Raw genomic sequence first — 24,009 nt, 5'->3', positions numbered from 1 at the left:
CCTACGGGTTCCAAAGTTGGCCACTCACCCTATAGTGGCTAGAGGCCATAGCCACTTAGACAGGGAGGGAGCATGCCTCAGATTGAGGAGGCTCAGCCGAAGTACCTGCAGATCGCCCACTTCATTCGTGATCAGATCCTTCGAGGAGACCTGCGGGCAGGAGACGAGGTCCCATCGGAACGGCAACTCGCCTTGGACTGGAAGGTGTCCAGGCCCACTGCGGCCCGATCACTGGAGGCGCTGAGTCATCAGGGCCTGGTCGAGAAGCGGCAGGGATCTGGGACGTACGTCCGTAGTCTCGAAGTGAACCGGCGAGCACGGGAGTTGTACGGCCGCGCTCGCCAGACCGGGAAGATCTACACACCTGGCGAGTACGCCGTCATCACGTCTGCCGGCTGGGCGGACGCACCAGACCACGTGGCCGAGGCCTTGGGGCTGACCAAGGACCGCCGGGCCGTGCATCGGCGCCGCGTGACCAACAACCAGGATGGGCCCATCACGCTGTCCACCTCATGGTTCGGTCCGGACGTCGGCCAAAGGGCCCCGAAGCTTTTGGATCCTGAGCGGATCCAAGAGGGAACCCTGATGTACGTCGAGAACATGACGGGGCGCCAGGGCAGCTATGCCGAGGACCGCATGTGTGCGCGGTCTGCGACGGACGAAGAAGCGGCTGACCTTCGACTGGAGCCTGGCTCCGCTGTCCTGATCGTCCATCACGTGGTCTTTGACCTCCAGGATCGCCCGCTGGAGTTCGCCGAAGCCACCTACCCGCCGCATCGCTGGGCGTTCGAACAGGGCTACCCGCTCACCTGATCTGCCTTCAGTTGCGTCGAAGTGCTTGCAGAGCGTGAGTGGCTAATGCCACTATCCAGTAAGTGGCTAAGGCCACTTCAGTGAAAGGGGGCACGGCGTGACGAGTCGGCGGCCTGAACAGGACGCGCGCTTAGCTTGCCGGGGTTGCCGGGGGCGCGGTTGGAAGCGCGTCAGCACGCGTACCACGCTGGCGCATTCCACCGTCAACGACCGTGCCCGCGCCACATCGAAGCGACGGTGCCTCGACTGCGACGGCACCGGCAAGGAGTGAGCACGGATGGCCTACATGCTCGACCGTGACCCATGCCCCGAGTCGCCTCGGCTCGGAGCGATGACCTTGCATCCGACTGCCGAGTCGGTGCCCCGCGCACGACGGTGGTTTCAGAAGTTCATCGCTCCGTACTGCCCCACCTGCTCGATCGAAGACTGTGTCCTGTTGATCTCAGAGTTGGTGACCAACGCGATCCTCTACGGTCGGTCGGATGAGTCCTGGGTCGTCCGGGTGGAGTGGTACCGCGAGGGAAGCTCTCTCCGGATCGAGGTGCACAATCCTGGTTTCCCCGCGAACGTGCGGATGCGCCAGCCGGACCAGGACGACGCGCACGGACGGGGTCTGCTCCTCGTCGACGCCATCGCCGACTCGTGGCACTCGGGCCCCAGCCGCTTCGGCGGCACCGTCGTGTCCTTCGCGATGGCTGATGCCTGGCAATGAGGGCACCCCTATGGCATTGCATTGCCATGCGCCGCTAGTCTGGTTGACCAGTTGACTTGCCCAATCTCGATAGGCGGCGTTCATGGCGTATGAGGTGGAGGCGCCGAAGTACGTACGCCTCGCGCAGACGATCCAGCGTCGCATCGAGGACGGTACCTACCCGCCCGGCACGCGGGTTCCCAGCGAGAATCAGCTGGTGCAGGCGTTCGGGATGTCCCGGCCGACGGTCGTGCGGGCTCTGGAGCTGCTAAAGCGTGACGGCTGGCTGGAATCGCGTCAGGGCTACGGCACGATCGTCCGCGGACGCCCGGCCGTCGTGGAACAGAAGGACCGTCGAGGCCGTGAGGCGTTGGAGCGCGACGAGTCGCAGACGCCGGGGCGCCTCGTTGAGGTCGGCGAAGTTGTTGTACCCGCCCGTGTCGCCTCCGCGCTTGGTCTGCCCAAGCGGGCCAAGGTGCTCGTGCGTCGATTCCTGGTCGAAGAGGACGCCGAAGCCGTCGAGCTGGTCTCCACCTACTTCCCCGCCGGCCTGGTCGACGGTACCGAGCTGGCGAGCAGAGACGTCCTGGTCGGCGGTGTCCGTGAGCACTTGGAGGCGCGGAAGAAGATCCGCTTCGACCATGTGACCGAGCGGGTCTCGGCTCGGCTGCCCGAAGCGAACGAAGCTGCTCTTCTCGGCCTACCCGGAGGGGTGCCGGTTCTCAGTGTCCTGGTCATCGCCTGCGATGCCGCCGGGCAAGCCTTGCAGGTCTCCGACGTGCTATTGCCTGCCGACCGGCAGGAACTCGAAGACACCTACCGCTTGAACTGAGCCCGGCACGGGCACCTCTTCCGCTGTTTTCACTTGACAAGTCAACTTGGCATCTCTAGCTTCGAACTTGCTAAGTCAACTTGTCAGGTGACAGGTTGAACGAACTCGAAGGAGACACTTCCTGTGCGTGTGATCCGTGTTGACGCCTCCTCCGCCACGATCCTGCTGACCGAAGCGCCGGCGCCGAAGGTGCGCGACCGGCAGACCGGTGAGATCGCCAAGGACGCCGTGTCCGGTGAGGCGCTGATGACCGTCGGCGTCGTCTACATCGATGAGGGCGAGTCGTCTCTGGTCCAGGTCACCGTTCCTGAGAGCGGTGTCACGGACGGTCTGACTGTCGGTGCTCCCGTCTCGCTGCCGGGACTCGTTGCCCGGCCGTGGGAGAGCGTGTTCAACGGCCAGCAGCGGCACGGCATCGCCTACCGGGCCACTGCCGTTACGCCGGGCGCGTTCCCGATGGCTCAGGCGGGCTGATCGACGTGACCGACCTGATGACTGTGGCCGAGCTGGGAGGGCCGCTCGCTGCAATAGGCGGCGCGACCTACACCCGGCACGCTCACCCGGCGTTGTACTGGTCCACGGTTGGGCTCCCGGTCTCGGTGGCCCGGTTCGTGGCCTCGTACTCGTCCACCATGGACGCCTGCGGCCTGACCGTCGAACCGTCCCGGTGGCGGGCGCTGGCCGTCAAGGCGACCACTCGTCGTGAGGTGCGGCCGGTCCCGCCTCGCCGGGGTCTGATCCGACCCACCTCGACCGGTCTCCGGATCCGGTTGCGGTTGGCTCCGGGGCAGGAACCGGCTGACGTAGCGGCCTCGGCGGAACGACTCCGCCACGCTTGGGGCGTCCACGCCGTGTACGTACGGGACATCAAGCCCGGTGTGGTCGAACTCCGGCTCGTCGGCTTTGACGTCCTGCGGAAGGTGCGGATGCCTCGCCGGAGTGACGGCGGTCTTCTCCAGGTCCCGGTGGCTCTTCGGGAGGACGCAACCGCCTTCCTGCGCGACTACCGCACCGTGCCGCATGAACTCGTCCTCGGCGCCACGCTGTCCGGCAAGTCCATGTTCCTGCGGAACCTGCTCACTGGGCTGGCGGCTCAACCGGTGGTCCTGGTCGGCATCGACTGCAAGCGCGGTGTCGAGCTGGCCCCGTTCGCCGCCCGCCTCTCCGCGCTGGCGACCGACCCGGACCAGGCGGCCGAGCTGCTGCCCGTGCTCGTGAAGGAGATGGAGGACCGATACGACCTGATCAAGGCCCGACAGGGCATCGCGCACGGCACCCCGGACGAGGAGATCACCTCGGACATCTGGGGCCTGCCTGAGGGCGAACGCCCTGCCCCCGTCGTGCTGTTCATCGATGAGGTGGCCGAACTCTTCCTCGTGGCCACGCGGAAGGAAGAGGAACGGCGGGACGAGATGGTCACCCAGCTCATCCGCCTCGCCCAGCTCGGCCGCGCCGCCGGCATCTACCTGGAGGTCTGCGGGCAGCGCTTCGGTGCCGAGCTGGGCAAGGGCGCGACCATGCTCCGCGCTCAGCTCACCGGACGTGTCTGCCACCGCGTCAACGACGAAGCCTCCGCCAAGATGGCGCTCGGCGACATCGCCCCCGATGCGGCCTCTGCCACCTGTGCCATCGCCGCTGACAAACCGGGCTTGGCCGTCGCTGGGGACACCTCCGGCGGCTGGTCTCGGATCCGTACCCCTTACCTGTCCCTCGCTGATGCTGCGGCCGTGTGTCGAGAGTCCGCGCACCTCGCCCCGGACGTACCGGCGCTTACACCCTTCAGGCCGTACGTGCCGCCCGCGCCCGTAGAGCCCACGAGACCGGTCACCGCCCCTCGTCCGGTCACCGAGTAGCCCACCGCACCCAACGGCCGGCGTGGCCGTCCCGCGCCAAGTCCCTACCCCCGCCATGCCTGGAGAAGGGAGATCACTCGCCATGCGCCCCCGCTGCGAGGACGACTCCGACTACCCCGGTGAGTCGGTCTGATGGCCCGGCCCGCCCCGCGCGTGGACGCGGTCCTGGTGCAGGCAGTTATCGCCGGTGCCCTGTCCTTCGCTCACCTCCATGACCTCGCTGCCGCCGCCGGACAGGCCGGTTGGAAGGCCTGGGCCTACCCGATCAGCGTTGACCTGCTGCTGGTCGCTGCCTGGCGGCGGCTTCGTTCCGGCGGGTCGAAAGCGGCGGCCTGGTGCTGGTTCCTCGTCGCGCTGGTCGCGTCGCTCGGCGCCAACGTCGCCACCGCCGGACTCCTAGACCTGGGTGCCGTACCGGCCTGGCTGCGCATCCTCGTCGCCGGATGGCCTGCCGTCGCCTTCCTCGGCGGAACCCTCCTCGTCCACGGCTCCCCGAAGCCGGAAGGAACACCGGCCCACGGAGAGGAAGAGAACCCGGCCCCAGCTGTTCCCTCAGCCCCTGAACTGCCCGCTGCCGAACCCGAACCGGCCCCGCCCTCGACAGCCCCCGTCCCGCCGCCCGCGCTCGTCGCCCTGGGCCGCAAGGTCGCCGACGAACACCGCGCTCGGACCGGATCCGCAATCGACACCTCGACCCTTCGCGCCCGGCTCGGCGTCCCGCTGCCCCTCGCCGAAGCCGTCGCAGCCCAGCTCACCTGACCCGGAGGAACTTTCCCTTGCGTCCGTCCACGCTCCGTGCGCTGAAGCGCGCCGCCGAGCTGACCCGCCAGAACCGCCTCACCGAAGCCGTACTGATCGCCGAACCGGTGATCCTCGCCGCCGACAGCTACGAGGGCGACGAGATCTTGCGCTGGCTCGCCGAGCACGTCACCGACTTCACCGGCGAAACCGACAAGGAGATCCGCTGATGACCGCCAACCGCCGCTTTCGGAACGTCGTGCGCATCGGCCCGGTCCAGGTCGCCACGTACTACGACGGCCGAGGCCGCGAGAAGCACACCGCCGCCTGCACGGCTCCCCGCTGCGGCTTCTCCACGGACTACGACAGCCGCGCCGCCGCCGAGCTGGCCGCCCGCACCCACCGCTGCGCCGTCCGCTGAGGGAGCTCCCGTGACCGTCTCGCTGCCGCTCGTCTTCGTCCTCGGCGTCATCGCCTGGGCTGCGATCAAGTTCCTCGGCATCCGCCTCTGGGTCGCCGTCGTGATCGCCCTGTTCGGCTTCTACCTCTCCCACACCTTCCTGGCCCCCGCCATCGACACCGGCACCCGTTCCGGGGTCGGCGTCGTCAACGGCACCCACAAGTGACAAGGAGGTCCGCCATGTTCCGCCCCAAGCTGCCCGACATGCCGACCCTGCCAACCACGACCGTCACGCCGCAGCAGATACAGCCCTCGGCTCCTTCCGCCAGCCGTCCCCTCGCCCCCTTTGTGGGCGTCGGCGTCGGCGCGGTCGCCGCGGTGGCCGTCGTCAGCATCGTCCTCACCGCGCTCCTGGCGGCCGTCGCCATCTCGGCCGTGGCCGTGGCCATCGCCGCCGCGGTCCTGCGCTCCCTCGTCAGCAACGCGTACAACCGCTGACCGGCCTCCGGGGCGACAACAACGCCGCCAAGCATCCCGTCGCCCCGGGGCCTTCCCTTCCCGACCGCCGAGACAGTCGAAAGGAAGTCCCATCATCACCCGGCAGACTCCGCCCCCGCTGGCGGAACTCTCCATGCTGGCCTCCCTGGGCACCATGCCCCAGCTGGCCCGGCAGCTATCCGGCCTGGGCGGCTGCACCAATCCCGTACGCCTCGACGGCCACCGCACCGAATACGACGTCGACACCACGACCGGCGAGATCGGCCGTGTCCTGCACCACCTCGACTCCGGCTCGCTCCCTGCCGGCCAGCTCCTGGTCCGCTGCAACAACCGCCGTGCCACCCGCTGTGCGGCCTGCGCCGAGGTCTACCGCCGCGACACCTTCCACCTGATCACCGCCGGACTCCGCGGCGGCAAAGGCACCCCGGAACAGGTCGGCACCCACCCGCGGGTCTTCGCCACCTTCACCGCCCCCGGCTTCGGCCCGGTCCACAACCGCCCCACCAGCGGGCGGGACTGCCGCTGCGGCATCCGGCACGACGAATCAGACCCCGTCCTGGGCTCGCCCCTTGACCCGGACAGCTACGACTACGAAGCGGCCGTGCTCTGGAACGCGCACGCCGGGGCCCTGTGGCGGCGCTTCTCGATCTACCTCCGCCGCAAGGTCGCCAAGAGCGCCGGACTCACCCAACGCGACTTCCGCGATCACGCGCGCATCTCGTTCGCCAAGGTCGCCGAGTACCAGAAGCGCGGTGCCGTCCACTTCCACGCGGTCATCCGTCTCGACGGCCCGGAAGGTGGCGACACGGCTCCGCCTGCCTGGGCCACGACCGAGCTGCTGGCCGATGCCATCCGCGCGGCTGCCACTGCGGCGCGCATCGACGGCCCGGAGATCGACGGCCGGTCGCACACCTTCGTCTTCGGCCGACAACTTGACGTCCGCGCGATCCGCTCCGCCGACTTCGACGGCGGCCAGGAGCTGACCGAGCGGGCCGTAGCGGCGTACATCGCCAAGTACGCCACCAAGGGCGCCGAGACAGCCACGGGCACCCTGGACCGGCCGATCCGCTTCCTGGCCGAGCTGGCACAAGCTCAGATCCCCGAACACGCCCGGCGCATGATCCGCACCGCCTGGGCCCTCGGCGCACGCCCCGACCTGGCAGACCTCCGCCTGCGCGCCTGGGCCCACATGCTCGGCTTCCGCGGCCACTTCTCCACCAAGTCCCGCCGCTACTCCACCACCCTCGGCGCCCTCCGCGACGCCCGCGCCGAATGGCGCCGCGCCCAAGCCGTACCACCTGTCCCGCAGGACGGCGAAACCACGCTCGTACTCGCCCACTGGGTGTTCGCCGGCACCGGCCTCAGCACCGCCGAAACCTGGCTCACCGCATCCCTCGAACCCGCCCCCGGAACGGAAGGAGAACCCACACATGGCTGATCGGCGTCGCGCCTCGGCTGGAGTAGCCGCCGCACCGGGCGCCCTGCCCACGCGGTTCCTGACTCCTGACGACCTGGTGGAGATGTTCGAGCTGCCCAGCGTCGAGACGGTCTATCAGTGGCGCCGCAAGCGCACCGGTCCGCGAGGATTCCGGGTCGGCCGGCACCTCCGCTTCGACCCGGACGATGTACGCGCCTGGGTGGACTCCCAGCTCAAGGGAGCTGTTGCCTGATGGCCGGACACATCCAAGATCGCTGGTACAAGGAAGAGAAGGGGCCAGACGGCAAGACTCGCAAAGTCAAGACCGAGCGCTATGGCACGGGCATGCGCTACCGCGCCCGCTACGTGGGCCCGGACGGCACCGAGAAGTCCAAGAGCTTCCCCGACCGTCAGAAGCGGCTTGCCGAACAGTGGCTCTCGCAGACCGAGGCGGACATGGCGCGGGGGCAGTACATCGACCCCCGCGCGGCCCGGATCACTTTCCAGCAGTACGCCGAGAAGTGGGTGACCCACGCGCCGGACCCGAACACGCAGGCCTCGATGGAGTCGCAGCTTCGGTTGCACGCCTACCCGTACCTGGGTTCGCGCCCTCTCGGCTCGTTCCAGCCCGCTCACATCCGTGATTGGGTGCGGCAGCTCCAGGAGAACGGCGTCCGTGGCTCGTATGCCCGGACGATCTACTCCAACGTGCGTGCCGCCCTCAGCGCGGCCGTGGACGACGGGCACCTTCCCCGGAACCCGTGCGCCGCCCGCTCAGTCCGTCCACCGACTGTGGACAACAAGCGCGTCGTGCCCTGGACGCCGGAACGGGTCTTCGCCGTCCGGGCCGGCATGCCCGAGCGCTACCAAGCCATGGTCGACCTGGGCGGCGGCTGCGGCCTTCGACAGGGCGAGATCCTGGGCGTGGCCGTCGACGCGATCGACTTCGAGTCCGACACCCTCCACGTGGTCCAGCAGCTCAAGCTGAGCCGCAGCAAGCCAGTCTTCGCCCCACCGAAAGGTGGCAAGCTCCGGGACGTACCGCTCCCCGGTCCAGTCGCTGACGCTCTCCGCGCCCACATGAAGCGATTCCCACCGGTAGAGATCACCTTGCCGTGGAAGGTGGCGGACGGGCCTCCGGTGACCAAGCGGCTGATCTTCACCGGGCCGCGCGGCGGGCACGTCTGGCGTACGTCGCTCAACGAGGAGGTGTGGAAGCGCGCCCTCGCCTCGGCCGGCGTCATCCCCGAGCGGAAGCCGGGCGGGTCGTACGTCGAGTCCCGCGAGAACGGCATGCACGCCCTCCGCCACTTCTACGCCTCGGTGCTCCTGGACGCGGGAGAGAACATCAAGGCACTCGCCGAGTACCTCGGCCACTCGGATCCGGGTCTGACCCTCCGCGTGTACGCACACCTCATGCCGTCCAGCCAGGAGCGCACCCGAAAAGCCGTGGCTGCCGTCTTCGAGGGCGCATACGCTCCCGTTCGCTGAGGCAGGAGGGCGAGATGTCCGACGAGGAGTCCACCGAGTACTACACGCTGCTCTGCGACGACCCGTCTCACGAGGTGGTGCTCATCGACTGCGGGCCCCGCGAGATGGATGTGATCCTGGCAGTGCGCAAGGTGACCGGGCAGAGCTTGTGGCACAGCAGGGTCCTGGCGCGCCAAGCGCCCGTCATCCTCCTTGGGGGTCTGTCTGCGTACAGGGCCCAGTCCGCTGTCGCTTTGCTCCAAAGCGCCGGAGCCAGAGCGGAGTGGAGACAGGAGCCGGAGCCCGGAGAGCGCACGGCCCCATCGCCCTGACGGCCCAGAGACGGCCCAGCGGCAGCGAAAAGCCCCCTCCCAGCGGAGAACCCGCAGGTAGGGGGCTTACTCGTGGGCGATTACTTCTTCTTGCCCTGGTTCTTGACCGCCTCGATCGCCGCCGCGGCCGCCTCGGGGTCGAGGTACCTGCCGCCGGGGGTGAGTGGCTTGAAGTCGGAGTCGAGTTCGTAGACGAGGGGGATGCCCGTCGGGATGTTCAGGCCCGCGATGTCGGCGTCGGAGATGCCGTCCAGGTGCTTGACCAGGGCGCGCAGCGAGTTGCCGTGGGCCGCGACCAGGACCGTGCGGCCGGTCAGGAGGTCGGGGACGATGTCGTCGAACCAGTACGGAAGCATCCGATGGACGACGTCCTTCAGGCACTCCGTCTTCGGGCGCAGCTCCGGCGGGAGCGTGGCGTAGCGCGGGTCGTCGAACTGGGAGAACTCCGAGTCGTCCGCGAGCGGCGGCGGCGGGGTGTCGTAGGAGCGGCGCCAGAGCATGAACTGCTCCTCGCCGAACTCGGCCAGCGTGGCCGCCTTGTCCTTGCCCTGCAGGGCGCCGTAGTGGCGCTCGTTCAGGCGCCAGCTGCGGTGGACCGGGATCCAGTGGCGGTCCGCGGCCTCGAGGGCCAGCTGGGCCGTGCGGATCGCGCGCTTCTGGAGGGACGTGTGGACCACGTCGGGCAGGAGGTCGGCGTCCTTCAGGAGCTCGCCACCGCGGACTGCCTCCTTCTCGCCCTTCTCGTTCAGGTTGACGTCCACCCAGCCGGTGAACAGGTTCTTCGCGTTCCACTCGCTCTCGCCGTGGCGGAGGAGGATCAGCTTGTACGGTGCGTCGGCCATGGGACAGAGCGTAATCCACCGCTTCGCGCACATGCCCGGCCCGGTCAGTGGGTGGACTGTTGACGGCATCCGTTAATCGAGTGGCTCACGACAGAGCCCTTATGTAAGTTGTGCCTACCGCTTGAGCCGCTTACCGCTGCGCCCAGTACCGCTTGCCGCGCCCCCACCGGGGCATCCTTCGATCCGTGGGGGGTCTTGTCATGTCCGCCGCCCGTTTCCGACGTGCCGCCCGGGAGTCCGTCTCCGGGCTCCCTCGTGAGTTCTGGTGGCTGTGGACCAGCACCCTCGTCAACCGGCTCGGCGCGTTCGTGGCCACCTTCATGGCCCTCTACCTCACCCTCGACCGCGGCTACTCCGCCTCCTACGCCGGTCTCGTCGCCTCTCTGCACGGGCTGGGCGGGGTCGTCTCCTCACTGGGGGGCGGGGTCATGGCCGACCGGCTCGGCAGGCGGCCGACGCTGCTCATCGCCCAGTCGGCCACGGCCGTCTCCGTCGCGGTGCTCGGCTTCATGACGGGTCCCCTCGCCATCGCCTGCGTCGCCTTCCTCGTCGGCATGGCCTCCAACGCCTCCCGGCCCGCCGTACAGGCGATGATGGCCGACATCGTCCGGCCCGAGGACCGGGTGCGGGCCTTCTCCCTCAACTACTGGGCGATCAACCTCGGGTTCGCCGTCTCCTCCATGGCCGCCGGGTTCATCGCCGAGTTCAGCTATCTCGCGGGCTTCATCATCGAGGCGGGGATGACCCTGGCCTGCGCGCTCGTCGTCTTCCTCAAGGTGCCCGAGTCCCGGCCGACGGCACAGGTGAAGGAGAAGGACGGCGCCGTCAGCCTCGGGACCGTGCTGCGGGACGGGCGGTACATGGCCGTCGTAGGGCTGTCCTTCCTGGTCGCCCTCATCTTCCAGCAGGGGTCGGTGGGGCTGCCGGTGGCCATGGGGCGGGCCGGGTTCTCGCCCGCCGACTACGGCGTCGCCATCGCCGTCAACGGCATCCTGATCGTCGCCCTGCAGATCCCGGTCACCCGGTTCATCGAGCACCGCGATCCGCGCACCCTGCTGATCGTCTCGTCGCTGCTCGCCGGTTACGGCTTCGGGCTCACCGCGTTCGCCGGCTCGGTCGGCGTCTTCATGGTCACCGTGTGCGTCTGGACCCTCGCGGAGATCGTCAACGCGCCGACCCAGACCGGACTCGTGGTCCGGCTGTCCCCGGTGCACGGGCGCGGCCGCTACCAGGGCGTGTACACGCTGTCCTGGTCGGTCGCCGCGCTGGTCGCCCCGCTGATGTCCGGCGCGGTCATCGACCGGCTGGGCGCGGAGTGGCTGTGGGGCATGTGCGCGTCGGTGGGGACGGTCGCCGGGCTGGGGTACGGGGTGCTCATGCGGGGGCTGCCGAAGGAGAGCCCGGCGGTGGCGGCCCCGAGGACGGACGACGCCGAGCCGGAGGTCAGCGCCGCCTGAGGGACGGACGTCCGGCACGCACGTCCCGCGCACGACCGGGCCCCTTGCCGGGAAGTTCTCCGGCAGGGGGCCCGGTGCGGCGATCGGAGCGATCGGCAATCTCAGATGGTGAGGTTGACGCCGATCTGGTGGGGCTGGGAGAGGGCGCCCAGCACCTCGCCCTGGACGGCGCCGAGCTGGGACAGCGCGGCGGCGCTGTTCAGGGTCGTGGAGTCGGCGGTGAAGCTGGCCTCGGGGGCCAGGCCACCGGAGACGGTGTCGAGGTCGGCGTCGGAGATCTCGACGGTCTGGATCTGGTGAGCGGCGTTCATGATGAAACTGCCCTTCGCATGGATGGTCCACATGGTCCAAGGGGGAAGCGGCCCGCTGGGGACTGGCATCGGGCCGCGACCGCAGGCGTACGCCGTCCCTTTCAGGACACCTGGCGCAATCCGGCGGTGCGAGCGATCAAACCACGGAGCGTGCCGGGCAGCCAGTCAACCGGCGCTCGCACCGGGTCAGTTGAGCACCCTGGATGACGCATCCGTGCGGGCGCGGTCACGCGTTGGGGCCAGTTCCTCCACATGTCGCGCCGCACAGGCGGGCCACAGCCCTTGCCACGGCCGCGCCGAGCGGGACAACTCCACACCAACGGAACCCGCTCGGCCCGCGGATGCGTACGCACTGTGCAGATTCCGTTCACGGATGAATGCGCGCCCCGGACGAGCCCATCCCCGGACCGGTCGGTGACGCAGGTCACACTCGACCCCGTCACATCTCCCCGCAGGGATCCGTCATGGAGGTGTAGCCGACGAAAGACCACACGGGAGGACATCATGGACGCTCGCCTGAACCTCTTCACCAACGCTGTCACCGCCAAGCTCTTCAAGTACGTCAACTCGGCGGGGAAGGTGGTCACGGACTCCACCCTGCCGGCCGCCACGCAGGAACTGGTGAAGATCCGGGCCAGCCAGATCAACGGCTGCGGGATGTGCCTCGACATGCACACCAAGGACGCGACGGCCGCCGGCGAGACGGCGCAGCGGCTGAACCTGGTCGCGACCTGGCGGGAGGCCAAGGTGTTCAGCGAGGCCGAGCGGGCCGCGCTGGAGCTGACGGAGCAGGGCACCCGTATCGCCGACGCGGCCGGCGGCGTCCCGGACGAGGTCTGGGCGAACGCCGCCAAGCACTACGACGAGGACCAGCTCGCCGCGCTCGTCGCGCTGATCGCCCTGATCAACGCCTACAACCGCGTCAACGTCATCGTCCGGCAGCCCGCCGGCGACTACCAGCCCGGCATGTTCGACCGACCGTGACCAGGAGCCTCACGGGTGCATCCGTGCCCCCTTGAGGACCTTGTCCACGCCGCTCCGGGGGCCGTGCACCGCCAGCCCCACCAGGTCCAGCTCCGCCGTCGGCACGGCGCGGACCGCCGCCCGGTTGTCGCGGTCGTTGCCCGTGGCGAACAGGTCCGAGGTGAAGACGGCACGGGGCAGGGCACGGCTCAGCGCCCTGCCGTGGGCCGACTTCAGGGTCTCCTTCGAGCCCTCGAAGACCAGCACCGGCTGACGGAACATGGGCAGGTACGCCACCCCGTCCGCGTCCTCGTACGGCTCGCCGATCACCTCGGGGACCGTCGCGCCCAGGCCGCTGACCAGGAACGCGGTGACGTTGAGCCGCTGCCAGGGCTCCAGGTCCTCGCGCAGCAGCACGGCGATCTTCGTGTCGAAACGGATGGGTTCAGTGCTCATGGAATGAGACTGCCGACCGCCTTGCGGTGCGGTCTTGTACGTTCTTTGCATGGCCGCCCGCCAGGAAGTCAGCGCGTGGCGCCCCAGCGTCCCGGGCGTCACCGAGGTCTTCCACGCCCACTTCACCGAGTACGCCTATCCGATGCACGTCCACGACGCCTGGACGCTGCTCATCGTGGACGACGGCGCCGTACGGTACGACCTGGACCGGCACGAGCACGGCACCCCGCACGACACCGTCACGCTGCTCCCGCCGCACGTGCCGCACAACGGCTCCCCGGCCACCCCGGACGGCTTCCGCAAGCGGGTCGTCTACCTCGACAGCAGCCGGCTCGGCGAGGATCTCATCGGGCGTGCCGTCGACACGCCCGATCTGCGGGATCCGGTGCTGCGGCGGCGCGTCGGCCGGTTGCACTCCGCTCTCGCCCGGCCCGGCGACGAGCTGGAGGCCGAGAGCCGGCTGACCTTCGTCGGCGAGCGGCTGCGCGCGCATCTACGGCCGTCGGCGGCGCCGGCGCCCCCGCGCCCCGACCCCGCGCTCGCCCGCCGCCTGCGCGAACTCCTCGACGAGCACGTGGTGGACGGCCTCACCCTCGGCCAGGCGGCGCGCCTCGTGCATGCCCATCCCGCCCACCTGGTACGGGCGTTCAGCACCGCCTACGGCATCGCACCGCACCAGTACCTCAACTCCCGCCGCATCGACCGCGCCCGCCGCCTCCTCCTCGACGGCCGCTCGCCGGGCGAAGTGGCCTCGGCGACGGGGTTCTTCGACCAGTCCCATCTGACGCGGCACTTCCGGAAGTTGGTGGGAGTCACGCCGGGTCGGTTTTCCCGGACGGCCCGGGGGTGATCGCCGTACGCTCCGCGTATGGACTGGCATGCGTGGCACGACACGTACGACAGGGCGGACTCCCCCTTCGTCCAGCGGCTGGCGACCGTCCAGGACCGTATCCGTGACGCCCTCGACCACGCGCCCGCGGGCCCGCTCACCGCGCTGAGCGTCTGTGCCGGGCAGGGACGCGACCTGATCGGCGCGCTCACCGGGCACCCGCGGGGGCACGACGTGCGGGCGCGGCTGGTGGAGCTGGACGAGCGGAACGCCGCGGCGGCCCGGCGCGTGGCCGAGGCCGCCGGGCTCCCGGGGGTCGAGGTCGTCGTGGGCGATGCCGCGTCGACCGACCACTACCTGGACGTGGCGCCCGCCGACCTCGTGCTGTTCTGCGGTGTCCTCGGCAACATCACGGACGCCGACGTGGAACGCACCCTCGACCATGCCACGCGCCTGTGCCGGACGGGCGGCACGGTGGTGTGGACCCGCAACCGCAGGGCTCCCGACCTCGTCCCGCGGGTGTGCGGCTGGCTGGAGGAGCGCGGGTTCGAGCGGCTGTGGGTGTCCGAACCCCGTCTCGTCCAGGCCGTCGGCGCCCACCGGTTCACCGGCGTGCCCCGCCAACTGCCCCGAGGCGAGCGCATGTTCACGTTCGTCGGCTACGACGCCCTGCGCCGCGCCTGAGTCACAGGTCCCGTTGCGCCTCGTACAGGTTGCGGGGCCGGACCGCGTCCGTCGTGGGGTACAACCCCAGGCGCGCGTGCAGATCACCGGTCGATCTGGTCGAACTCGGTGACCTCGTCGACGCCGACCGTCGCGGAGTGGGTCTCCGCCGTGCCGGCCGTTGCTGTTCACCGTGATGTCCGTGCGGACGTTGGCGAAAGGGCAGGCCCCGGTGGCTGTCGAAGGTGGCCCCATCTGCATCCGGCCGCGCGATCAGACGTTGCAGGAGGACAGCCGGCGTCCCGATTGCGGTCGCGCCGAGCGCCACGGCCGTGGCACCGGCCGGCACGGTCCGTCGCGTGAGGTGCGTGCTGCTCATGTCCACCCGCCTTCTTCATATTCACCTATATGAAGGGGTCGTACGGAAGTCAGTCCGCCGGGCGTTCGATCAGATGCCTGAACGCGTCCAGGTTGCGCGTGGACTCGCCCCGGGACACCCGCCAGGCGTACTCCTTGCGGATGGAGGAGGCGAAGCCCAGCTCCAGCAGGGTGTTGAAGGCGCCGTCGGCCGCTTCCAGGATCTGGCCGAGGAGGCGGTCGATCTCGTCGGGGGTGACGGAGGCGAGGGGCAGGCGCGCGGTGACGTAGATGTCGCCGAGGCGGTCGACGGCGTAACTCACGCCGTACAGCTTGAGATTGCGCTCCAGGAGCCAGCGGTGGACGCCCGCCTCGTTCTCGTCCGGGTGGCGGACGACGAAGGCGTTCAGGGAGAGGGAGTGGCGGCCCACGAGGAAGGAGACCGTCGTGGAGAGCTTGCGGGTGCCGGGGAGCTTGACCACGTAGTTCCCGGGCTCGGGGCTCTCCCACTCCAGTTCGGCGTCCTTCAGGACGCCTTCCAGGACCTGCCCGGCCGCCTTCTGACCATCACCCATGGTGGGAGCGTACGCGACGGCGGTGGGACTGGGTCGCGGCCGTGTAGACGTCCGCGGTCTCGGCGGCCGCGCGGTCCCAGCCGAAGCACTCGGCGTGCCGGGCGGCGGCCGCGCCCATGCTCGCCGGGAGGGACGGCTCGTCGACGAAACGGCCCAGCACGCGCGCGTAGTCGGCGGGATGGTGGCCGCTCACGAGGAAGCCGGTCTCGCCGTCGCGCACGGCCACCGGCAGTCCGCCGACCGAGGCCGCGAGCACCGGTGTGCCGGCCGCCTGGGCCTCGATGGCGACCAGCCCGAAGGACTCGCTGTAGGACGGCATGACCAGCACGGACGCGGCCCGGAACCAGTCCGCGAGCTGTTCCTGCCCGACCGGCGGACGGAAGCGCACCACATCGGCGATACCGAGCCGGGCGGCGAGTTTCTGCAGCCCCTCCGGCTTGGCGAGCCCGCTGCCGCTCGGGCCGCCGACGACCGGGACGAGGATCCGGGAGCGGAGCTCCGGGCGCTCGTCCAGCAGCACCGCCACCGCGCGCAGCAGGACGTCCGGGGCCTTCAGGGGCTGTATGCGGCCGGCGAAGAGCGGGATCAGGGCGTCCTGCGGGAGACCGAGCCGGGCCCGGGCGGCGGCGCGGCCGTCGGCGGGGCGGAAGCGGTCGAGGTTGACGCCCGGGTGGACGACGGCGACCTTCGCGGGGTCGGCGGCGTAGTGCCGTACCAGCTCGTCGGCCTCCTCGGCCGTGTTGGCGATGAGCCGGTCGGCGGCGGCCACGATCTGGGTCTCGCCGATCACGCGGGCGGCGGGCTCGGGCGTGTCGCCGTCCGCCAGGTTGGCGTTCTTGACCTTGGCCATGGTGTGCATGGCGTGCACCAGGGGCACGCCCCAGCGCTGGGCGGCGAGCCAGCCGACGTGGCCGGAGAGCCAGTAGTGGGAGTGGACGAGGTCGTAGTGGCCGGGGCGGTGACCGGCCCAGGCCTGCATCACGCCGTGCGTGAAGGCGCACAGCTGGGCCGGGAGGTCCTCCTTGGCGAGGCCCTCGTAGGGGCCGGCGTCGACGTGCCGGACGAGGACGCCGGGCGCCAGCTCGACCGTGGGCGCGAGGCCGCCCGCCGTGGCCCGGGTGAAGATCTCGACCTCGATGCCCTGGGCGGCGAGCCGCTGGGCCAGCTCCACGATGTAGACGTTCATGCCGCCGGCGTCGCCGGTGCCGGGCTGGTGGAGCGGGGAGGTGTGCACGGAGAGCATGGCGACGCGGCGGGGTCTGCGGTGCAGTCGTAGCCGTGACGCGGCCGACGGGGAGCGTCGCCCGAGCCTGCTGACGTACTGGCTCACCTGGCGGTCCTCTCCTTGCTGCGGGCATGCCGGACGGAGGACCGACCTCGCCCTCCAAGGAGGTGCAACGTCCGCCGGGTGCCGTGCCATTTCCCCGCCCAGCGGCTTTACTCAATCATTGCCATCGGGGTTGGGCGTCACCGGCCCGCTTACCCTCGTATGCATGACAGCCCGCGCAGCGACCCTCCCCCACTCTCGGCTTCGTTCGAGCGGGGGGACCCCCGTCGTGGGAACGGTGACGCGCGGGACCACCAATCCCAACCGGCTCCGCCGCATGGACCGCTGGATAGCCGCCACGCACGGGTCCGATCTGCGCCGCGCCGCAGAGCCCCTGGCCATCGACCTCGGCTACGGCGCCGCCCCCTGGACCGCCGTGGAACTGCTCGGCCGGCTGCGCACCGCAGCGCCCCGCACGCGGGTGATCGGCGTCGAGATCGAACCGGAACGGGTCGCGGCGGCGCGGCCGTACGAGCGCGAGGGGCTGACCTTCCGGCACGGCGGCTTCGAGGTGCCCGTGCCCGGGCGGCCGATTCTCATCCGGGCCGCCAATGTGCTGCGCCAGTACGACGAGGCCGAGGTCGCCGCCGTCTGGGAGCGGCTGTGCGCGCGGCTCGCCCCGGCCGGCGGCCGCTCGCGCGGCGGACTGCTGGTCGAGGGCACGTGCGACGAGATCGGGCGGCGGCACGTCTGGGTGGCGCTCGGCCCGGAGGGGCCGCGGACCGTCACCTTCGCCACCCGGCTGGGCTCTCTGGAGCGACCCTCCGACCTCGCCGAGCGGCTGCCGAAGGCGCTGATCCACCGGAACGTACCCGGCGAGCCGGTACACGCCTTCCTGCGCGACTTCGACCGCGCCTGGGCCGCCGCCGCGCCCTACGCCTCCTACGGCGCCCGGCAGCGCTGGCTGCGCGCGGTGCGGGACCTGACGGCCGACTGGCCGGTGACGGACGGCCCGGTGCGCTGGCGGCAGGGTGAAGTGACGGTGGCGTGGGGGGCGTTGGCACCCCGGAGCTGACATCACCCGTACGGGGGCGGCGACACGGAACGATCCTCGTGCGCCGTACGTCACACCGGCGGGGAGATGGTCATGGTGGGGCGGGTGCGGGGAACAGTTCACTCTGTCGCCGACCTCTGTCGTTCTGTGTCGCAACGTGACACCATCCCCCCGGCATCGTAAGTTACTGACGGTAAATCAGCTTGGGGAGATTATGTGATGGGCTGGGGCAAGCACAGCATCCTCTCGGCCGCCGTGACCGTGGTCTGTGCGGTGACCGTGCTGGCGGCGCCCGGCACGGCCTTCGCCGCGCCGGCGCCCACTCCGAGCACGTCCCCGACTCCCCCGCCGAGCAAGGATCTGGAGAAGGTCCGCGAGAAGCTCGACCAGCTCTATCACGACGCGGCCGTGGCCACCGACGCCTACAACGCGGCCGAGGAGAAGGCGAAGCAGCAGTCCGCCCAGATCGTCGCGCTGGCCAAGAAGATCGACGAAGGACAGCGGAGGCTCGCGCAGCTCAAGGACCAGGCGGGCGCCGCCGCCCGCGCCCAGTACCGCACCGGCGGCATCCCGCCCACCGCCCAGTTCCTGCTCAGTGACGACCCCGGGCAGGTCCTGGACGGGGCCGGGCTGGTGCTCCAGGGCCAGCGGGCGACGAAGTCGCTGATGACCGAACTGACGACCATGCAGAAGCAGTTGCAGGAGTACGCCGACGACGCGTCCGCGCAGTGGCGGAAGCTGGACGGCGAACGCAAGGCCAAGGCCACCGCCAAGAAGAAGATCCAGCAGCAGATCGACGCCGCCGAGAAGCTGGAGTCGGCCCTGGAGAAGAAGGACCGGGAGCGGCTCGCCCAACTGGAGGACCAGGCCGCGCTGAAGGCGCAGACGCAGTGGCTGGACACCGGCATCCTCAAGAAGATCCACGGCATGGCGTCCGCGCAGGGCGAGAAGGCCGTCGCGTTCGCCGCCGCCCAGCTCGGCAAGCCGTATGTGTGGGGCGCCGAGGGCCCGAAGTCCTACGACTGCTCCGGCCTGACCTCCCAGGCCTGGGCGGCGGCCGGCCACCCCATCCCGCGCACCTCGCAGGAGCAGTGGCAGCAGCTCAAGCGCGTCGGCATCCAGGACATGCGCCCCGGCGACCTCATCATCTACTTCGACGACGCCAGCCACGTCGCCATCTACGTCGGCGACGGCGCGGTCATCCAGGCCCCGCGCCCCGGGCGGACGGTGACGGTCGCGGGCGCCGGCTCGATGCCGATCCTCGGGGTCGTACGACCGGACGCGTGAGCCAGGTCATCTCCGGCCAGGCGCCCGTGATGTGCGTCATGTGACCCACTCCACCACCAATCTCCGCTCAAACCCCGGACGGACGTGAGCTTCGTCATCCTCCGTGCCGGGGTGCCCTGTCCAACTGTCGTACGGAAAGCGGCATATGACAGCGTCCTGCGCGCGAGCGACGCGGCTCACACCATTCCATCGAGGCGGGAGCACCCGCTATGGTCCCCGTCGGTGGCATCGAGACCCTCGGCGCCACCATGCCCTCGGGGGGAGGGAAGGAACCAAGAGATGCCCGTACCCGTACCGCGGCAGAGAGCGATCCCGGCCGTGGAGAGTGGTCAGGCGCAGGCTGCCACCGCAGGCGGCGGCCCCCTCAAGGAAGAGGCCCACCGCGACGCCGTGGCCACGAGCGGCACCGGCGCCACTCTCACCCTGCTGCTGATCGAGGACGATCCGGCCGGTTCGCCGATCGTGCCCGACCTGCTGGACTCGGCCGGCAAGCCGATCCGCGTCCGCACCGCCCGGAACCTCACCGAGGCCGAGCGGCTGCTCACCGACGACGTCCACTGCATCCTGCTGGACCTCGCGCTGCCCGCGCCCGGCCGCAGCGACGCCGACGACGAGCTGGCCGTGCTCAAGCACGTGCTCCGGCTCGCGCCCCGGCATGCCGTGCTCGCGCTGACCGCCTCCGGCGACGCCGAGCGCGGCGCCGAGGCCGTGCGCGTGGGCGCGCAGGACTACCTCTTCCGGGACGAGCTGGACGGCCGGCTGCTCAGCCGCGCCATTCGCTACGCGGTGGAGCGGAAACGTTCCGACTCGGCCGAGCGACGGCTGGCCGAGGGCCGGCTGCGCGCGCAGGAGAACCGGCGCCTGGAGCGCGGGCTGCTGCCCACGCCCCTGCTGGACGGCTCCGCGCTGCGCTTCGCCGCCCGCTACCGCCCCGGCCGCTCCCGCGCGCTGCTCGGCGGTGACTTCTACGACGCCGTGCGCACCCCCGACGGCACCGTGCACGCCATGATCGGCGACGTCTGCGGTCACGGCCCGGACGAGGCCGCGCTCGGCGTGGAGCTGCGCATCGCCTGGCGGGCGCTGACACTGGCGGGCCTGTGCGGCGACGAGCTGCTCGGCACCCTCCAGCAGGTGCTGGAGCACGAGCGGGCCGACGAGGAGATCTTCGCGACCCTGTGCACGGTGGACATCGCGCCCGACGGCCGCCGCGCGGGTCTGTGCCTGGCCGGTCATCCGGCCCCGCTGCTGGCCCGCCCCGGCCGGCAGGCCCGGCTGCTGCCGTACGACAACAACGGCCCCGCCCTCGGCCTGCTGCCCGGCGCCCGCTGGCCGCGGATGCAGGTGGAGCTGGGTTCCGAGTGGAGCCTGATGCTCTACACCGACGGCCTGATCGAGGGCCGGGTCGGCGAGGACGGCGAGCGACTGGGCCAGGACGGCATGGTGTCGATGATCCGCCGCCAGCTCTCCGAGGGTTTGCGGGGGGAGGAGCTGCTGCGGGCGGCGGTCAGTGAGGTGCGGGAGCTCAATGGTGGGGAGCTGACCGACGATGTGGCTGTGGTGCTGCTGGATCGGGCGCCGTAGGGGTCTCGCCCAGGAGGTTGCGCGCCATCGCCGGGTGCGGGTGCGTTGTGGCTGGTCGCGCCCACGCGGCGGAGCCGCATATCGAATGCAGCCCCGCGCCCCTCGGGTTGGTATCCGCGCCCGGAATCGGCTAGCGGCCGCCGTTCCAAGGGCCGTAAGGACCGTCGCTGCTGCTTCCGCGTCCGCGGCGGCGGAAGCCCTTGCCGCCCGAGACCTGCTGGAGCGCGGGCCGTACGTCCACGAAGAAGACGATCGAGGCGACCAGGCCCGCGAGCTGCAGGAACAGCATGGGCACGAAGAGGTTCACGGCGACCGCGATGCCGAGGATGATCAGCCAGAAGCCCTTGTTCTGCTTGTCCGCGGCGCGGTACGCGTCATCGCGGAAGATCGCCGCCATCACGAACGCCACGATGGCGAGCGCCAGCATGGCGGTGAAGATCAGCCACATCACTCCGCCGACTGCCGTCATCAGCACAATGCCCACCACCCGAGTCGAGTCGTCCGTACAGCCACCGTACCCGTACAACGGGCCGGACACCCCCAAGGTGCCCGGCCCGCTGTCATCTCGGTGTGATCCCGCCGCTGCCGGTCACTTGGCCGGCGGCGTCGTCTTCTTCGCGGTGGTGGTCTTGCGGGGCGCCGGCGCCTTCTTCGCCACCGGCTTGCTGTCCGCGGCGGGCTCGGCCACGACCGGCTTCGGCTCGCCCTGGGCCTCGGCCGGCTCCGGCCTGCCCTCGACGGCGATCGCGAAGTCCTCGATCTCCTCGGCGGCCTCGCCGCGCCAGCTCTTCACGGCCTGCTCGCCGTGCTCGGCGACCTTCTCGTAGGTCTCGCGGGCCTTGACGGCGTACTCGGCGGCGACGCCGACGCCGCGCAGGGCGAGGTCCTGAGCCTGCTCGCCGAGCTTCTTCAGGTCGACGTCGAGGGTGCCGAGGAACTCGTTGACCTTGGTCTGGAGGGTCTCCTGCGCCTCCTTGGCCCGGGCGGCGGCCTTCTCCTGCACGGCCTTCGGGTCGGTGTTGCGCACGGCCTCGATGCGGGCCGGGGCCTCCGCGCGCAGCTGCTCGACCAGGGCGGGCACCTTCTTGGCCTGCTGGAAGGCGAGGTCGGCGGTGCCGGCGGCGAAGTAGAGCGGAGTCGGGTCGCTGAGGGTCTTGCGCAGGTCGTCGGTGATGGCCATGGTGATCAGGTCCTCCCGGATTCGCGTTCGGCTGAGGTTGGTGTGGTCCGCGGTGGTAGCCGGCGCCCTGGTCCGGTTACCCGGCCGTCCGCCGCGGGCCTGCATCGGCATCGTGTCCGCCGGCACTGCCGGTGCCGGGCACGGTGGTGCCGGCGGTGTCCGCTTCCTGAGCGCTGTCCTCGTCGCCGGCGGACTCGCCGATCCCGAATCCGTTCTCTTTCCGGAAGGACTCGTAGATCTGGAGCAGCACCTGCTTCTGCCGCTCGTTGAGCGAGGGATCGGCGAGGATGACCGCCCTGGTCTCCACTTCATCCCGGTCCCGCTCGGCGTCGAGGATTCCGGCGCGGACGTACAGCGTCTCGGCGGAGATGCGCAGGGCCTTGGCGACCTGCTGGAGCACCTCCGCGCTGGGCTTGCGCAGCCCGCGCTCGATCTGGCTCAGGTAGGGATTGGACACCCCGGCGGCATCGGCGAGTTGCCGCAGCGACAGCTGTGCGTTCCGCCGCTGTTCGCGCAGGTACTCACCGAGATTGCCGACGTTCAGCGATGCCATGTCTCCACCTTGCCCCACCATCGCTAACAATTGCAAGCACCCGCTTGCAATTGTGTGTCGGGGGCGGGGACCCGTTGGAAACCGATGAAGAGTCCGTGCTCACCGTTGAGCCCCGCGGTGTGATCGCGGCCAAGGGCTCTACCGGGCGAGTTCGGCCGGCTCGTGCAGGCGGGTCAGCTTGTGCGGGTTGCGCACCACGTGGATCCGGGTGATCCGGCCGTCCTCCACCGTGAGGCCCACCGCACTCGGCTCACCGTCGAAGTCGACGCGGCCGGCCGGGGCGCCGTTGAGCCACACGGCCGTCGTCTCCAGCGAGTCCACCCGCCGGTGTGCGCGGGCGAGGACGTCCGCGACCACGGCGGCCCCGTGGAACGGCGTCATGGCCGCGGCCACCACCCCGCCCCCGTCGGTGACCATGACCACGTCCGGGGCCATGATCTCCAGCAGCTCCCCGAGCTGCCCGGTGCGCAGCGCGGCGAGGAAGCGGTCCACCACGGCCTGCTGCTCGGTGCGGCTCACCCGCACCCGGGGCCGCCGGGCCGCCACGTGCTCACGGGCGCGCCGCGCGATCTGCCGTACCGCGGCCGCCGTCTTCCCGACGGCCTCGGCGATCTCGTCGTAGGGCAGCTCGAAGACCTCGCGGAGCACGAACACCGCCCGCTCGGCCGGCCCGAGGGTTTCCAGGACCGTCAGCATCGCGATCGACACGCTCTCCGCGAGTTCGACGTCCTCGGCGACATCGGGGCTGGTCAGCAGCGGTTCCGGCAGCCACTCGCCGACGTACTCCTCGCGGCTGCGGGACAGGGTGCGCAGCCGGTTGAGCGCCTGCCGGGTGACGATCCGGACCAGGTAGGCCCGCGGGTCGCGCACGCCGGCCTGCTCGACGCCGGCCCACCGCAGCCAGGACTCCTGCAGCACGTCCTCCGCGTCGGCCGCCGAGCCGAGCATCTCGTAGGCGACCGTGAAGAGCAGGCTGCGGTGGGTGACGAAGGGATCCTCGGTCATGAGGCCGGCTGCTCCGGACGCGCGGCCAGCGGGATCTCGCAGGCGTCCGAGAAGCCCTGGGACTTGACCCCGAGAGCCGTGTTGTTCCTGGTCGCGAAGTTGGCGAAGGCGATCGCCGCGGTGATCTCGACCAGCGCCGCCGCCCCGAGCCGGTCCAGCAGGCGCGCGGACAGCTCGTCCGCGACGGTCGGTGGCGTGGCCGACATCGCCTCGGCGTACTCCAGCACGTCCCGCTCCAGCGGGGTGAAGACGTCGGACTCCCGCCAGCGCGGCACCTGGCTGGCCTTGGCCAGGTCCAGGTTCTTGTTCTGCACCTGGAAGTAGTTGACGTCGAGGCACCAGCTGCAGCCGACCAGTGCGGCGACGGCCATGTGCGCGAACGACTTCAGGTTCTCGTCGGCCACGTCCCACGCGTTCACCCGGGCCCCCATCTCCTGGGCCGCCTGGGCGACCTCGGGGTTGTGCCAGGTGGCCTGGAGGGGTTCGGGCACGGCGCCGAACTGTTCGAGCAGGGCTTCGGCCATCTCGCGGCCGAGCTCGGCCTTCGGGACGCGGAGCGTCATGGTGTCCTCCTCATACGACTCA

Annotated in this window: 31 protein-coding genes; 21 read left to right on the top strand and 10 right to left on the bottom strand. The window is 70.4% G+C overall.

Annotated features, from left to right (window positions below; translation table 11 throughout):
- The first annotated feature begins 72 nt into the window (after positions 1 to 72).
- From ACZ5NH_RS36555 to ACZ5NH_RS36490, 14 genes are all read left to right on the top strand, one after another.
- Entirely contained in the window at positions 73 to 813 is a 741-nt protein-coding gene (locus ACZ5NH_RS36555) for a GntR family transcriptional regulator (RefSeq protein WP_468781484.1), read from the top strand.
- Between the two features lie 277 nt (positions 814 to 1,090).
- Positions 1,091 to 1,525, top strand: coding sequence for an ATP-binding protein (locus ACZ5NH_RS36550; RefSeq protein WP_468781482.1), 435 nt, complete (start codon positions 1,091 to 1,093; stop codon positions 1,523 to 1,525).
- 82 nt (positions 1,526 to 1,607) lie between these two features.
- Positions 1,608 to 2,336 (top strand): GntR family transcriptional regulator, encoded by a 729-nt coding sequence (locus ACZ5NH_RS36545; protein WP_468781480.1) that lies wholly within the window; start codon positions 1,608 to 1,610, stop codon positions 2,334 to 2,336.
- A 123-nt stretch (positions 2,337 to 2,459) separates the two neighbouring features.
- On the top strand, positions 2,460 to 2,810 hold the full coding sequence (locus tag ACZ5NH_RS36540) for an SCO3933 family regulatory protein (protein ID WP_361256720.1): 351 nt from the start codon (positions 2,460 to 2,462) through the stop codon (positions 2,808 to 2,810).
- 5 nt (positions 2,811 to 2,815) lie between these two features.
- Positions 2,816 to 4,189, top strand: coding sequence for an FtsK/SpoIIIE domain-containing protein (locus tag ACZ5NH_RS36535; RefSeq protein ID WP_468781478.1), 1,374 nt, complete (start codon positions 2,816 to 2,818; stop codon positions 4,187 to 4,189).
- A 132-nt stretch (positions 4,190 to 4,321) separates the two neighbouring features.
- Positions 4,322 to 4,948: a DUF2637 domain-containing protein gene (locus tag ACZ5NH_RS36530; RefSeq protein ID WP_468781476.1), complete on the top strand. Its 627-nt coding sequence runs from the start codon at positions 4,322 to 4,324 to the stop codon at positions 4,946 to 4,948.
- 17 nt (positions 4,949 to 4,965) lie between these two features.
- Complete coding sequence (locus ACZ5NH_RS36525; protein WP_361256711.1) at positions 4,966 to 5,157, top strand: RING finger protein; 192 nt, start codon at positions 4,966 to 4,968, stop codon at positions 5,155 to 5,157.
- A complete protein-coding gene (locus tag ACZ5NH_RS36520; protein ID WP_361256708.1) occupies positions 5,157 to 5,348 on the top strand; it encodes a mobile element transfer protein in 192 nt (63 codons plus the stop codon). The genes ACZ5NH_RS36525 and ACZ5NH_RS36520 overlap by 1 nt, the downstream gene beginning before the upstream one ends.
- A 10-nt stretch (positions 5,349 to 5,358) precedes the next feature.
- Complete coding sequence (locus ACZ5NH_RS36515; RefSeq protein ID WP_468781473.1) at positions 5,359 to 5,553, top strand: hypothetical protein; 195 nt, start codon at positions 5,359 to 5,361, stop codon at positions 5,551 to 5,553.
- 14 nt (positions 5,554 to 5,567) lie between these two features.
- Positions 5,568 to 5,825 carry a SpdD protein gene (locus ACZ5NH_RS36510; RefSeq protein WP_468781471.1) on the top strand — a complete coding sequence of 86 codons (258 nt, stop codon included), beginning with the start codon at positions 5,568 to 5,570 and terminating at the stop codon, positions 5,823 to 5,825.
- 133 nt (positions 5,826 to 5,958) lie between these two features.
- Positions 5,959 to 7,263: a replication initiator gene (locus ACZ5NH_RS36505; protein ID WP_468781469.1), complete on the top strand. Its 1,305-nt coding sequence runs from the start codon at positions 5,959 to 5,961 to the stop codon at positions 7,261 to 7,263.
- Positions 7,256 to 7,495 (top strand): helix-turn-helix transcriptional regulator, encoded by a 240-nt coding sequence (locus tag ACZ5NH_RS36500; RefSeq protein ID WP_450987477.1) that lies wholly within the window; start codon positions 7,256 to 7,258, stop codon positions 7,493 to 7,495. The genes ACZ5NH_RS36505 and ACZ5NH_RS36500 overlap by 8 nt, the downstream gene beginning before the upstream one ends.
- Positions 7,495 to 8,733: a tyrosine-type recombinase/integrase gene (locus ACZ5NH_RS36495; RefSeq protein ID WP_468781467.1), complete on the top strand. Its 1,239-nt coding sequence runs from the start codon at positions 7,495 to 7,497 to the stop codon at positions 8,731 to 8,733. The genes ACZ5NH_RS36500 and ACZ5NH_RS36495 overlap by 1 nt, the downstream gene beginning before the upstream one ends.
- 14 nt (positions 8,734 to 8,747) lie before the next feature.
- Positions 8,748 to 9,044 (top strand): ribosomal protein L7/L12, encoded by a 297-nt coding sequence (locus ACZ5NH_RS36490; RefSeq protein ID WP_450987475.1) that lies wholly within the window; start codon positions 8,748 to 8,750, stop codon positions 9,042 to 9,044.
- Between the two features lie 80 nt (positions 9,045 to 9,124).
- Here the strand turns inward: ACZ5NH_RS36490 and ACZ5NH_RS36485 are convergent, their stop codons facing one another.
- Positions 9,125 to 9,886 (bottom strand): phosphoglyceromutase, encoded by a 762-nt coding sequence (locus ACZ5NH_RS36485; protein ID WP_388630773.1) that lies wholly within the window; start codon positions 9,884 to 9,886, stop codon positions 9,125 to 9,127.
- A gap of 200 nt (positions 9,887 to 10,086) precedes the next feature.
- On the opposite strand from ACZ5NH_RS36485, the gene ACZ5NH_RS36480 reads away from it, so the two are divergent.
- Positions 10,087 to 11,343, top strand: coding sequence for an MDR family MFS transporter (locus tag ACZ5NH_RS36480; RefSeq protein WP_468781505.1), 1,257 nt, complete (start codon positions 10,087 to 10,089; stop codon positions 11,341 to 11,343).
- 101 nt (positions 11,344 to 11,444) lie between these two features.
- Here ACZ5NH_RS36480 and ACZ5NH_RS36475 read toward each other — a convergent pair whose 3' ends face one another.
- Complete coding sequence (locus ACZ5NH_RS36475) at positions 11,445 to 11,687, bottom strand: hypothetical protein (RefSeq protein ID WP_451554196.1); 243 nt, start codon at positions 11,685 to 11,687, stop codon at positions 11,445 to 11,447.
- 471 nt (positions 11,688 to 12,158) lie between these two features.
- Here ACZ5NH_RS36475 and ACZ5NH_RS36470 point away from each other — a divergent pair, with 471 nt between their 5' ends.
- Positions 12,159 to 12,638 (top strand): carboxymuconolactone decarboxylase family protein, encoded by a 480-nt coding sequence (locus tag ACZ5NH_RS36470; protein WP_468781464.1) that lies wholly within the window; start codon positions 12,159 to 12,161, stop codon positions 12,636 to 12,638.
- 9 nt (positions 12,639 to 12,647) lie between these two features.
- Here ACZ5NH_RS36470 and ACZ5NH_RS36465 read toward each other — a convergent pair whose 3' ends face one another.
- A complete protein-coding gene (locus tag ACZ5NH_RS36465; RefSeq protein WP_468781462.1) occupies positions 12,648 to 13,124 on the bottom strand; it encodes a DUF2000 family protein in 477 nt (158 codons plus the stop codon).
- Between ACZ5NH_RS36465 and ACZ5NH_RS36460 the strand changes: the two genes are divergently transcribed.
- A complete protein-coding gene (locus ACZ5NH_RS36460; RefSeq protein WP_468781460.1) occupies positions 13,123 to 13,923 on the top strand; it encodes a helix-turn-helix transcriptional regulator in 801 nt (266 codons plus the stop codon). The two genes, ACZ5NH_RS36465 and ACZ5NH_RS36460, sit on opposite strands and share 2 nt — an antisense overlap.
- An 18-nt stretch (positions 13,924 to 13,941) precedes the next feature.
- Positions 13,942 to 14,586 (top strand): methyltransferase domain-containing protein, encoded by a 645-nt coding sequence (locus tag ACZ5NH_RS36455; RefSeq protein WP_468781458.1) that lies wholly within the window; start codon positions 13,942 to 13,944, stop codon positions 14,584 to 14,586.
- Between the two features lie 407 nt (positions 14,587 to 14,993).
- Here the strand turns inward: ACZ5NH_RS36455 and ACZ5NH_RS36450 are convergent, their stop codons facing one another.
- Together ACZ5NH_RS36450 and mshA are read right to left on the bottom strand one after the other, a co-directional pair.
- Positions 14,994 to 15,497, bottom strand: a complete 504-nt coding sequence (locus ACZ5NH_RS36450; RefSeq protein ID WP_388630793.1) for a type III secretion system chaperone family protein — start codon at positions 15,495 to 15,497, stop codon at positions 14,994 to 14,996.
- Positions 15,490 to 16,827, bottom strand: coding sequence for a D-inositol-3-phosphate glycosyltransferase (gene mshA / locus ACZ5NH_RS36445; RefSeq protein WP_468781456.1), 1,338 nt, complete (start codon positions 16,825 to 16,827; stop codon positions 15,490 to 15,492). The genes ACZ5NH_RS36450 and mshA overlap by 8 nt, the downstream gene beginning before the upstream one ends.
- A gap of 163 nt (positions 16,828 to 16,990) precedes the next feature.
- Here mshA and ACZ5NH_RS36440 point away from each other — a divergent pair, with 163 nt between their 5' ends.
- From ACZ5NH_RS36440 to ACZ5NH_RS36430, 3 genes are all read left to right on the top strand, one after another.
- Positions 16,991 to 17,839 (top strand): class I SAM-dependent methyltransferase, encoded by an 849-nt coding sequence (locus tag ACZ5NH_RS36440; RefSeq protein WP_468781454.1) that lies wholly within the window; start codon positions 16,991 to 16,993, stop codon positions 17,837 to 17,839.
- A 198-nt stretch (positions 17,840 to 18,037) separates the two neighbouring features.
- The gene (locus ACZ5NH_RS36435) at positions 18,038 to 19,105 is read left to right on the top strand and encodes a C40 family peptidase (protein ID WP_468781452.1); all 1,068 of its coding nucleotides are present in this window, start codon (positions 18,038 to 18,040) and stop codon (positions 19,103 to 19,105) included.
- Between the two features lie 279 nt (positions 19,106 to 19,384).
- Positions 19,385 to 20,686: a PP2C family protein-serine/threonine phosphatase gene (locus ACZ5NH_RS36430; RefSeq protein WP_388630803.1), complete on the top strand. Its 1,302-nt coding sequence runs from the start codon at positions 19,385 to 19,387 to the stop codon at positions 20,684 to 20,686.
- Positions 20,687 to 20,816: 130 nt separating this feature from the next.
- Here ACZ5NH_RS36430 and ACZ5NH_RS36425 read toward each other — a convergent pair whose 3' ends face one another.
- The 5 genes from ACZ5NH_RS36425 to ACZ5NH_RS36405 all read right to left on the bottom strand — a co-directional run bounded on the left by ACZ5NH_RS36425 (position 20,817) and on the right by ACZ5NH_RS36405 (position 23,987).
- A complete protein-coding gene (locus ACZ5NH_RS36425) occupies positions 20,817 to 21,155 on the bottom strand; it encodes a DUF2516 family protein (RefSeq protein ID WP_388630806.1) in 339 nt (112 codons plus the stop codon).
- A 120-nt stretch (positions 21,156 to 21,275) separates the two neighbouring features.
- Positions 21,276 to 21,866, bottom strand: a complete 591-nt coding sequence (locus ACZ5NH_RS36420; protein WP_451554203.1) for a hypothetical protein — start codon at positions 21,864 to 21,866, stop codon at positions 21,276 to 21,278.
- A gap of 76 nt (positions 21,867 to 21,942) precedes the next feature.
- Positions 21,943 to 22,419 carry a helix-turn-helix domain-containing protein gene (locus tag ACZ5NH_RS36415; RefSeq protein WP_388630812.1) on the bottom strand — a complete coding sequence of 159 codons (477 nt, stop codon included), beginning with the start codon at positions 22,417 to 22,419 and terminating at the stop codon, positions 21,943 to 21,945.
- 138 nt (positions 22,420 to 22,557) lie between these two features.
- On the bottom strand, positions 22,558 to 23,424 hold the full coding sequence (locus ACZ5NH_RS36410) for an RNA polymerase sigma-70 factor (RefSeq protein WP_468781449.1): 867 nt from the start codon (positions 23,422 to 23,424) through the stop codon (positions 22,558 to 22,560).
- Positions 23,421 to 23,987 (bottom strand): carboxymuconolactone decarboxylase family protein, encoded by a 567-nt coding sequence (locus tag ACZ5NH_RS36405; RefSeq protein WP_468781447.1) that lies wholly within the window; start codon positions 23,985 to 23,987, stop codon positions 23,421 to 23,423. The genes ACZ5NH_RS36410 and ACZ5NH_RS36405 overlap by 4 nt, the downstream gene beginning before the upstream one ends.
- Between the last annotated feature and the right edge of the window lie 22 nt (positions 23,988 to 24,009).

The organism is Streptomyces sp. NPDC031426, assembly GCF_055581585.1.
Note: the sequence above shows the minus strand (reverse complement) of the source record. Positions and strands in the feature narration are given on the sequence as shown.